We start from the raw sequence: 9,350 nt of genomic DNA, 5'->3' as shown, positions 1-9,350 counted from the left end.
CTTTAGTGTCAACCACTATTTTCAAAACTTTTTTCAAGCGTTTAGCTTGGCTAATTTGACCTGCTGATTTGTTTTTGCTTTTGAAACCTAAGCTTCGAAGCCATCCCGTGTCAGCGAGGTGGCATTATAGAGATTTCGATCACACTGGCAAGCCCTTTTTGAAGTTTTTCTTACTTTTTTGATTGTTCGAGCGTTTTTTGTTCAAAGCACCCCGTTTTCACTAGTATTCCCCTTAATTAAGGGCTTAAGGTGCCTATATAAAGGAGGATTTATGAGTTCAATACGCAGTTATAAAGGAATATCCCCTCAGATTGGACAAGGTGTCTATATAGATACAAGTTCGGTACTGGTTGGTGATATCAAAATCGGTGATGACTCTAGTGTATGGCCCTTGGTTGCAGCTCGAGGAGATGTAAACCACATACATATAGGTGATAGAACCAATATCCAAGATGGCAGTGTTTTGCATGTTACCCATAAGAATGCCGAGAACCCTGAGGGTTACCCTCTACTAATAGGTAATGATGTCACTATCGGTCATAAAGTCATGCTGCATGGCTGCACTATTAAAGATCGTGTGCTCGTCGGTATGGGAGCTATTGTGCTGGATGGTGTGGTTATCGAACAAGAAGTCATGATTGGTGCGGGAAGTTTGGTTCCGCCTAACAAGGTACTTGAGAGTGGTTATCTCTATGTAGGAAGCCCAGTTAAGCAAGCACGTCCATTAAATGATAAAGAGCGTGCTTTCTTGCAGAAGTCGGCTGACAACTATGTTCAGAATAAAAACGACTATCTAGACGCTGTGCTTCCTGTTTAAAGCGCTTTAATCTGAATTCGATTAGAGGAGTCATACTCCTCTTCTTCTATTAGTTCTTCCGCTAGCTCTTCAATATCAAAACGTAACTCTGAAAAGATAACTAAAGCTTGATCGCCTTCTTCTATCTCTTTGCCTGCCAATCGGGATAATTCTTCAATAGACATGACACATTCAAGCAATGCACCCGACTGCTGTGCTGGGAAAGTGATAGATTGACTCTCTTCATCCCAATCTTGGATATCCGGAAATAGGATCGATTGATTCATTTTTTATAAATACCTTGTTATATCTCTAGATTTCTACGCAATTCTCTTAAGATCTGCTTAGTTCCCGGACGAAGACCACGCCATAGCATAAAGCTCTCTGCAGCCTGACCCACCAGCATGCCTAAACCATCATAAGCAGCGTGAACACCATTCTCTAACGCCCATTGATTAAATACTGTGGTTCCAGATCCGTAAACCATGTCATAAACGGCGCTATTAGAATTGAAAATAGCATCAGAAACTTCAGGAAGCTGGCCACTTAGGCCTGATGACGTAGAGTTAATAATGACATCAAAGCCTTCATTCACCTCACTTAGTCCCATTCCTTTGATATTACCATATGAAGAAAACATCTCAGCTAGCAACTCAGCCTTTGAACTGGTTCGGTTAGCGACCACCAATTGTTGCGGCTTTTGATCAAGAAGAGGTTGAATCACTCCCCTTGCAGCGCCACCAGCACCTAGCAGGAGAACTCGAGCACCCTCTAATACTACCTGATGTTGCAGTAGGTCTTGAACCAAACCCTCACCATCGGTGTTATCACCGATGACCTCTCCGTCATCTAATTTCTTCAATGTATTAACGGCGCCAGCTAATTGAGCCCTTTCCGTCAATCGGTCAGCAAACTGATAAGCGTCTTCTTTAAATGGTGCAGTGATGTTACACCCTCGACCACCTTCGCTGAAAAAGGCTTTGGCAGCAGTGATGAATTCACCATGTTCAGGCTGTAGTGCTGTATAGGTAAGTTGTTGGCTGGTTTGGCGAGCAAATAATGTGTGAATGAATGGCGATTTGCTTTGCCCAATAGGGTTACCGAAAACGGCATAACGATCTACTTGCTGTGTCATATCCTTACCTAACAGAAATAAAAAGGGTCATCTATATCAATGACCCTATCACTATCCCCATAAGGAAGGAAGAATTACCAAACTCGAGGTTTTAGGTAGTCGCTATAAAGCAGGGCTTCTGGTGAACCCGCTTGTGGTTCGTAGCGATATTCCCAACGAGCCAACGGCGGCATAGACATCAATATTGATTCTGTACGTCCACCACTTTGTAAGCCAAATAAGGTGCCACGGTCATAGACTAGGTTGAATTCAACGTAGCGACCACGACGGTACAGCTGGAAGTCACGCTCACGTTCACCATAAGGTGTCTCTTTGCGACGCTCAACAATAGGCAAGTATGCCGCAGCAAAACCTTCACCGACCGCCTGCATATAAGCAAAGCTCTTTTCAAAGCCCCACTCATTAAGATCGTCAAAGAACAGGCCACCGACACCACGTGTTTCATCACGGTGAGGCAGATAGAAGTACTTATCACACCACTCTTTGTGTTCTTGGTAAACGTCATCACCAAATGGGGTACATAGATCTTTAGCGGTTTGATGCCAAGACTGGCAATCTTCATCGAAAGGATAGAATGGCGTTAAATCAAAACCACCACCGAACCACCAGATAGGGTCTTCCCCTTCCTTCTCTGCAATAAAGAAGCGTACGTTGGCGTGTGAGGTTGGGATATAGGGGTTTTTAGGGTGGATCACTAATGAAACGCCCATCGCTTCAAATTTACGTCCAGCTAACTCAGGACGGTGAGCGGTTGCAGAGGCAGGCATCGCCTTGCCAGCGACGTGAGAGAAGTTAACTCCACCTTGTTCAAATAAAGCACCATTGGTCATCACACGAGTACGACCACCGCCACCTAGACGGTCCCCAGATTCCCGCTCCCATGCGTCTTCTTCAAACAACGCGCTACCATCAGCTTGCTCAAGCTGTTGGCAAATCGAATCTTGTAGGCTCAGTAAAAACTGTTTTACTGCTTCTTTATCAATTGCTGACATCTTTCTTCCTCTGCAGGGTTTAACCCTGTCTTAATATTTTCGACGTTTTTGCATCTCTAATTTCGCTTGGTTTCTCACGACCACCCGTTTGACCTTCTAGAATCGCGACTAAGTGTTGACCTAGTTGCTGTTGGACTTCTTCAGTCGTCATGCAAGGCGGCTCGCCAGTCAGGTTGGCACTGGTCGAGGTTAACGGCTTACCGAATTCATTACACATTCTTTGAACCAAAGGGTGATCCGTCACTCGCACCGCGATGGATTCAAACTGGCCACTGACCCAGTCAGTTACTTTACTGCTGGTTGGCATTATCCAAGTCACCGGTCCCGGCCATGTTGCTTTTACGGTCGCTAACTGCGCTTCCGTCAACTGGCTTTCATCAATATAAGGCAGCAACTGCTCGTAACTCGCAGCAATTAGGATCAACCCTTTGTCCATCGGTCGCTGTTTTAAATCGAGCAATTTCTTGATGGCTTGTGGATTATCGGGATCACAACCGACCCCAAAAACGCCTTCGGTCGGGTAAGCAATGACTTCACCTTGTTGTAATGCCTGCAAAGTATGTTGAAAGTTATCCACGGGTTGCCTCATTAATTCTGTTGTCTAACTCGCTAAGTGTACAAATTATCATTCACTGTGACTAAAGCTATTTGTTTATAAAATGTATCAATTAACAACTCAGACCGACGCAAACGTTTTCCTTGGGTGATTTTACCCGTATAATGCGCGCAAAATATCTAATCACTAATTAAATCGTACCTGAAGGAGTTTGAGATGACTGTCGGTATTATCATGGGTTCTAAATCTGATTGGCCAACAATGAAGCTAGCTGCAGAAATGTTGGATCAGTTTGGCGTGGCGTACGAAACAAAAGTGGTTTCTGCTCACCGCACACCTCAGTTGCTAGCAGACTACGCAACCAGTGCGAAAGAGCGCGGTATTAAAGTGATTATTGCTGGTGCTGGCGGCGCAGCTCACCTACCAGGCATGGCAGCTGCTTTCACAAGCGTACCTGTTCTTGGTGTTCCAGTTCAGTCTAAAGCACTGAAAGGCATGGACTCTCTGCTTTCTATCGTACAGATGCCAAAAGGCATCGCGGTAGGTACTCTTGCTATCGGTGAAGCGGGTGCAGCGAACGCTGGCATCCTAGCCGCTCAAATCATTGGTACACACAATGAAGACGTGATGGCGAAAGTAGAAGCATTCCGCTCTGAGCAAACAGAAACGGTTCTGGCTAATCCAAACCCTGCAGAGGACTAATTCCCATGCATGTTCTTGTGTTAGGCGCGGGCCAACTTGCTCGCATGATGTCCCTAGCGGGGGCACCGCTGAATATTGAAATTTCTGCTTTTGATGTTGGCAGCAAAAATATTGTTCACCCATTAACGCAAGCGATTCTAGGCAACGGCTTAGACACCGCGATTGAGCGTGCGAACGTCATTACTGCAGAATTCGAACATATCCCTCACGATGTACTTGAGGTGTGTGAGCGTAGCGGTAAGTTTTTACCGACAACAGAAGCAATCAAAGCCGGCGGTGATCGTCGCCTTGAAAAAGCGCTGTTAGACGACGCAAGCGTGAAGAATGCCAAATACTACGAGATCAACTCTCGCGAAGACTTTGACGCTGCGATTGCTCACGTTGGCCTACCTATGGTATTGAAGAGCACACTTGGCGGCTACGATGGCAAAGGTCAATGGCGCTTAAAGACATTAGACAATGTTGACGCGACTTGGGCAGAAATGGCTGAGTGCATTGCCGCGACCGACAACCAAGCGATTGTGGCTGAAGAGTTCGTTCCGTTTGACCGTGAAGTATCACTTGTTGGTGCTCGTGGCGCCAATGGTGAGATTCAAGTGTACCCACTGGCTGAAAATGTTCACATCGACGGCGTGTTGAGCTTATCGACAGCGATTGATGACATTGAACTGCAAGAGCAAGCGAAAGCCATGTTCACTGCCATTGCTGAGCGCCTAGATTACGTTGGTGTGCTAGCACTTGAGTTCTTTGATGTTCAAGGTTCACTGCTTGTTAATGAGATTGCACCACGTGTTCATAACTCAGGCCACTGGACGCAACAAGGCGCAGAGACTTGTCAGTTTGAAAACCATCTGCGTGCAGTGTGTGGCATGCCACTAGGTAGCACTAAACTGATTCGTCCAACCGCAATGATCAACATTCTTGGTGAAGATACTCTTCCTGAGGCTATTCTTGCTCAAGGTGGTTGTCATGTTCATTGGTATGGCAAAGAGAAGCGTGCTGGTCGTAAGATGGGCCACATTAACGTGAGTGCTGACTACAACGCCGAGCTGCAAAGAACATTATGTTCATTGGCAAACATTCTCGATAAGCAAGCCTACCCTGCTGTTCATGAATTCGCAGAGCAACTGAAGTAAGTCCTACATTGTGGATTTGATATAGAAACGGCGCTCAATGAGCGCCGTTTTTTTATTTCTTATTATTCATTTACTGTGATTAGTATTACTACTGAGGTTGAATGTGATGACACTTGCGATCAGCACATTGCTTTTTAGTACCACTGGCCGTTTTCTTCTCCAGCAACAGCGGAAACTGGCACTTTTCACAACGACCAATAATAGGTGGCTGATTAACGGCGAACTTACACTTAGGGTAGTTATCGCACGCATAGAAGGTTTTGCCATAGCGAGATTTACGCTCAACCAGGTGGCCTCGACCACACTCAGGGCAAGCAACAAGTGGCTGCTCTTCAGATCGCTCTTTCGGTTGGTCCAAAGATTCGATGTGATTACACTCTGGATAGCTGCTACAACCAATAAACATCCCAAAGCGGCCTTGTCTTAGTACCAATTCGTTTTGGCATTTAGGACACGGCACCCCCAGTTCTTTCACCACATGACCATCGTTTTGATGCAAAGGCTTGATGTAATCACAGCTCGGATACTGCTTACAGCCTAAAAATGGGCCATGCTTACCATGGCGAAGCTGAAGCTCTCCACCGCACTGTGGGCATGGTTCATACTCTAATGCATGTTCATGTGCTGAAAAAAGCTGATTATCAATCTTACTACTCATGACAAGCCTGCATTAATGCAAGATACCTTGATCTTTGGTGTACAACAGCTCTTCCATTTGCGTGTAAGCACTTTCATTACCCGGCACATTAAATAGCACCATTAAGATAATCCACTTCAGATCATCCAATTCAAATTCGTTGGTCTCAAGCCCCATTACACGATCAATCACCATTTCACGAATCTCTGTCGTGAGTACGTTGATCTGTTCAAGAAACAATAAGAAACCTCGACACTCCATATTAATACGCGAAATCTCTCGACTGGTATAAACACGCATCGAGGTATTGGAGCACGTAGTAATCGCCGCTTGATTATCAGTATCTTGCAATGCCGCAAGATCTTCTAACCAATGGAGGGCCTTATAAATATCATCTTGGCGAAACCCTGCCCGAAGAAGTTCATCTTCAAGTTCATCTTGATCCACCTGCAATTCTGAATCGCTATGGATGTAGGTTTCAAACAAGTACATCAGTATGTCCATCATCATAGCTAGCCTCTCCCCTTTCGAATATAGCCACCGGAAACTGCAACAACATGCCCTGAGAGCTCAAGCTCTAAAAGCTGCATCATGACCTCATGCACAGGTATATGGGTTCTCTGTGCCAAAATATCAACGGGTGTCGCTTCTAACCCTACGTTAGCTAACAGCTGTGGAAATGGCAATTGTTCATTTTCACCCTCATTCGGCGTAGGTTCGAACAAACTGGGCTGCTGATCAATAGACCAGTCTAACAGACTCTTTATTTCAATCAGAACATCTTGAGCACTCTGTACCAAACATGCTCCAGTTTTGATTAAGCTGTTACCTCCGCGACTGGTTGGGCTATGAATTGAGCCAGGAAGCGCAAACACCTCTCGGCCTTGCTCCATGGCATAACGAGCCGTAATCAAAGAACCGCTTTTCTCAGCCGCCTCAACAACTAACGTCCCTAAAGACATCCCACTAATAATACGGTTACGCCGAGGGAAATGTTCAGGTCGTGGTTTTGCGTTTGGGCGAAACTCTGAGATCAGTGCGCCACTCTCACAAATTCTATCTGCTAGGTTTCGGTGTCGTGCTGGATAAATGGAGTCCAGGCCAGAACCCAACACTGCAAAAGTTTCCCCACCTTTGTCCAAAGCACCATCATGAGCATAGCCGTCAATACCGAGCGCTAGGCCACTGGTGACAATCAAACCGTTTTGGACGAACTCTTTGGCAAAAGACTTCGCGGTTTGCAACCCTTCGAGGCTGGCATTACGACTGCCGACCATCGCGATTTGAGGCTCAATCAGTTTTTCAACGTGACCTTTAACGAAAAGCACGCTTGGCGCAGAGGCGATCTCATTCAGCAGTTTGGGATAATGCGAGCAGTTAGGAGTAATGATGCGATGGTTAGTTTGTTTTGCTTGCCATACTAAGCAAGCCTCCACTTCTCTTGGGGCTTGCTCTCTTAAATAGGAGATTTGCTTAGCTGACAAGCCAATCGCTTGCAGCTGCTGACTTGAGTAGTCAACAATATTAGAAGGAGAGTCAATACTCAGCAGACGAGAAAGGCGCTTGCCACCCAATTGAGGAATAAAACTCAGAGTTAGCCAAGCGCTCAGTTGTTGCTCATTCACTCGGCAATATTAACCTCTTGAGAATAACCCTCTTCAGCCACAGCAAGATCCAAAGGGGATACCGCTAGAATCTCATTGCTAACTGGTTTCGTGCTCTGAGTGATCAAGGCTAGACTAAAATACTCATAAGGGCGAATGACCATCAAACTACCGAGCGAGGTACTTGGCAGCTGCACTTTGTTACTTGCAACAGACTCCTTATAGCTGTATTTGCCTTGCTTACCAAACACCATCGCTCCGCTTTCGCTGAGGGTAAACATAGTTCCCTGACGAAGGTTATCCTTTGAGCCTTTATTAATAACGACGACCTGATTCTTAGCGCTGTATTGATTACCCTCTAACGAGCCTAAAATATTGGCAAACTGACCCGCAGAACTAGGCGCAGGATAAAACGTAGTTGAAAGCTTCATTTGATCAACACCAAGCTCAGGCAGAACAAGATCATTAAGCAACACCTCTTGCAGCTGCGTCTCTATCTGCAAGCTACTATATTCAGCATCCACCTCTTTCAAACGCGCCGTGGCGACCAAACGCAAAGAGGTCATACTCACTTGAGGTTGTTGTCGTTGGTACGTTTCGACAGAACGGTAGATAGCCCATTTTTGATGTTGCTGGTTCCCCGAGATGAACAACCTATCTTCGCCAGACAGGAATCGCTTGCCATCACTGGTCCCTAGAACTCGTTGAGCCGATTCGATATCTTGCTGATCGACCAAGCGATCAGACTGTAAATACGGTAGAACCAGTCCCTCATTGACGGTAGGTACCGCTTTCTTTTCTGAAACTCGAATCTTAGGGCTAAGCTTAATGACAGGTTTTAGGCTTAAAACAGGCTCGCCATTAATCCAAACCAAAGACAATTTATCTCCGGGATAAATAAGGTGTGGGTTTTCTATCTCTGGGTTTACCTGCCATAGCCTTGGCCACAACCATGGGCTATCGAGATACATCGCAGAGATATCCCATAAGGTATCGCCTTTAACTACGACATACGCTTCGGGTGCATCTTGTTTGATGGTTAAAGGTTGCTCACTATTTTCAGCCGTAGCGGCGAACGAAAACGAAGCACAAATAAGAGAAAAAGTGGGTAAAAAATGACGCATGACCTAGGTTCCTCGGTCTGAATATATGACATCTGACTAGAGAATTACCTTCAGGATGCTGTCATTTGGCCTCTAAAATGTCTAGAATTGAGACAACAAGGTTTAAGCTGTTTCGGCACAGTTCAATATTTCGAGTGTATATGTCTGTATTACAAGTATTAACATTACCAGATGATCGTCTACGTACCGTGGCGAAACCGGTAAAAGAAGTGACCCCAGAGATTCAAAAGTTCGTTGATGACATGATTGAAACCATGTACGACGAAGAAGGTATCGGCCTTGCGGCAACGCAAGTAGATTTCCACCAGCGCATCGTTGTTATCGATATTTCAGAAACACGTGATGAGCCTATGGTTCTGATCAACCCTGAAATTACCGACAAACGTGGCGAAGATGGCATCGAAGAAGGCTGTCTATCTGTACCAGGCGCTCGAGCTCTAGTACCTCGCGCTGCAGAAGTAACGGTTAAAGCATTAGACCGTGAAGGCAATGAATTCACATTCGACGCTGACGACCTTCTGGCTATTTGTGTTCAACACGAACTTGACCACCTAGAAGGCAAGTTGTTTGTTGATTACCTATCGCCACTAAAACGTAAACGAATTCAAGATAAGCTAGCGAAAATTAAGCGTTTCAACGAGAAACAAGATCAATAATCGCTGCTATCA

The 9,350-nt window shown here is 45.5% G+C and carries 12 protein-coding genes; 4 read left to right on the top strand and 8 right to left on the bottom strand.

Annotated elements, in window-relative coordinates; all coding sequences use genetic code 11:
* Positions 1 to 271 precede the first annotated feature (271 nt).
* The gene (locus OCT63_RS15930) at positions 272 to 817 is read left to right on the top strand and encodes a gamma carbonic anhydrase family protein (RefSeq protein ID WP_060468886.1); all 546 of its coding nucleotides are present in this window, start codon (positions 272 to 274) and stop codon (positions 815 to 817) included.
* Here the strand turns inward: OCT63_RS15930 and OCT63_RS15925 are convergent.
* The 4 genes from OCT63_RS15925 to OCT63_RS15910 form a co-directional block, all read right to left on the bottom strand.
* Complete coding sequence (locus OCT63_RS15925) at positions 814 to 1,083, bottom strand: DUF1488 domain-containing protein (RefSeq protein ID WP_060468887.1); 270 nt, start codon at positions 1,081 to 1,083, stop codon at positions 814 to 816. The two genes, OCT63_RS15930 and OCT63_RS15925, sit on opposite strands and share 4 nt — an antisense overlap.
* Positions 1,084 to 1,100: 17 nt before the next feature.
* Positions 1,101 to 1,931 carry a shikimate dehydrogenase gene (aroE, locus tag OCT63_RS15920; RefSeq protein WP_161687833.1) on the bottom strand — a complete coding sequence of 277 codons (831 nt, stop codon included), beginning with the start codon at positions 1,929 to 1,931 and terminating at the stop codon, positions 1,101 to 1,103.
* A 74-nt stretch (positions 1,932 to 2,005) separates the two neighbouring features.
* Positions 2,006 to 2,923, bottom strand: coding sequence for an oxygen-dependent coproporphyrinogen oxidase (gene hemF / locus OCT63_RS15915; RefSeq protein WP_161687835.1), 918 nt, complete (start codon positions 2,921 to 2,923; stop codon positions 2,006 to 2,008).
* Between the two features lie 19 nt (positions 2,924 to 2,942).
* Positions 2,943 to 3,500: an L-threonylcarbamoyladenylate synthase gene (locus OCT63_RS15910; RefSeq protein WP_102353500.1), complete on the bottom strand. Its 558-nt coding sequence runs from the start codon at positions 3,498 to 3,500 to the stop codon at positions 2,943 to 2,945.
* Positions 3,501 to 3,695: 195 nt separating this feature from the next.
* Here OCT63_RS15910 and purE point away from each other — a divergent pair, with 195 nt between their 5' ends.
* Together purE and OCT63_RS15900 are read left to right on the top strand one after the other, a co-directional pair.
* Positions 3,696 to 4,181, top strand: a complete 486-nt coding sequence (gene purE, locus OCT63_RS15905) for a 5-(carboxyamino)imidazole ribonucleotide mutase (RefSeq protein ID WP_017073863.1) — start codon at positions 3,696 to 3,698, stop codon at positions 4,179 to 4,181.
* Positions 4,182 to 4,186: 5 nt separating this feature from the next.
* Entirely contained in the window at positions 4,187 to 5,317 is a 1,131-nt protein-coding gene (locus OCT63_RS15900; RefSeq protein ID WP_161687837.1) for a 5-(carboxyamino)imidazole ribonucleotide synthase, read from the top strand.
* A gap of 88 nt (positions 5,318 to 5,405) precedes the next feature.
* Here OCT63_RS15900 and OCT63_RS15895 read toward each other — a convergent pair whose 3' ends face one another.
* The 4 genes from OCT63_RS15895 to OCT63_RS15880 are packed head-to-tail and all read right to left on the bottom strand — an operon-like array spanning position 5,406 to position 8,682.
* Positions 5,406 to 5,975 carry a DNA topoisomerase family protein gene (locus tag OCT63_RS15895; protein ID WP_269984047.1) on the bottom strand — a complete coding sequence of 190 codons (570 nt, stop codon included), beginning with the start codon at positions 5,973 to 5,975 and terminating at the stop codon, positions 5,406 to 5,408.
* Positions 5,976 to 5,987: 12 nt separating this feature from the next.
* The gene (locus OCT63_RS15890; protein WP_060468892.1) at positions 5,988 to 6,464 is read right to left on the bottom strand and encodes a DUF494 family protein; all 477 of its coding nucleotides are present in this window, start codon (positions 6,462 to 6,464) and stop codon (positions 5,988 to 5,990) included.
* A 2-nt stretch (positions 6,465 to 6,466) separates the two neighbouring features.
* Positions 6,467 to 7,579, bottom strand: coding sequence for a DNA-processing protein DprA (gene dprA, locus OCT63_RS15885; protein ID WP_161687842.1), 1,113 nt, complete (start codon positions 7,577 to 7,579; stop codon positions 6,467 to 6,469).
* Entirely contained in the window at positions 7,576 to 8,682 is a 1,107-nt protein-coding gene (locus tag OCT63_RS15880) for a LysM peptidoglycan-binding domain-containing protein (protein ID WP_269984046.1), read from the bottom strand. The genes dprA and OCT63_RS15880 overlap by 4 nt, the downstream gene beginning before the upstream one ends.
* Positions 8,683 to 8,822: 140 nt before the next feature.
* Here OCT63_RS15880 and def point away from each other — a divergent pair, with 140 nt between their 5' ends.
* Complete coding sequence (gene def / locus OCT63_RS15875) at positions 8,823 to 9,338, top strand: peptide deformylase (RefSeq protein WP_237668347.1); 516 nt, start codon at positions 8,823 to 8,825, stop codon at positions 9,336 to 9,338.
* The last annotated feature ends 12 nt before the right edge of the window (positions 9,339 to 9,350 follow it).

The organism is Vibrio sp. RW (assembly GCF_027587105.1).
Lineage (GTDB): Bacteria > Pseudomonadota > Gammaproteobacteria > Enterobacterales > Vibrionaceae > Vibrio > Vibrio toranzoniae.
This window is presented reverse-complemented; position numbering and strand designations above follow the sequence as displayed.

Excerpts from the sequence above, each read along its gene's own strand:
- OCT63_RS15880 (WP_269984046.1), bottom strand. The coding sequence starts at position 8,682 with ATGCGTCATTTTTTACCCACTTTTTCTCTTATTTGTGCTTCGTTTTCG.
- OCT63_RS15895 (WP_269984047.1), bottom strand. The coding sequence starts at position 5,975 with ATGAGTAGTAAGATTGATAATCAGCTTTTTTCAGCACATGAACATGCA.
- OCT63_RS15890 (WP_060468892.1), bottom strand. The coding sequence starts at position 6,464 with ATGATGATGGACATACTGATGTACTTGTTTGAAACCTACATCCATAGC.
- OCT63_RS15925 (WP_060468887.1), bottom strand. The coding sequence starts at position 1,083 with ATGAATCAATCGATCCTATTTCCGGATATCCAAGATTGGGATGAAGAG.
- def (WP_237668347.1), top strand. The coding sequence starts at position 8,823 with ATGTCTGTATTACAAGTATTAACATTACCAGATGATCGTCTACGTACC.
- hemF (WP_161687835.1), bottom strand. The coding sequence starts at position 2,923 with ATGTCAGCAATTGATAAAGAAGCAGTAAAACAGTTTTTACTGAGCCTA.
- aroE (WP_161687833.1), bottom strand. The coding sequence starts at position 1,931 with ATGACACAGCAAGTAGATCGTTATGCCGTTTTCGGTAACCCTATTGGG.
- OCT63_RS15900 (WP_161687837.1), top strand. The coding sequence starts at position 4,187 with ATGCATGTTCTTGTGTTAGGCGCGGGCCAACTTGCTCGCATGATGTCC.
- OCT63_RS15930 (WP_060468886.1), top strand. The coding sequence starts at position 272 with ATGAGTTCAATACGCAGTTATAAAGGAATATCCCCTCAGATTGGACAA.
- purE (WP_017073863.1), top strand. The coding sequence starts at position 3,696 with ATGACTGTCGGTATTATCATGGGTTCTAAATCTGATTGGCCAACAATG.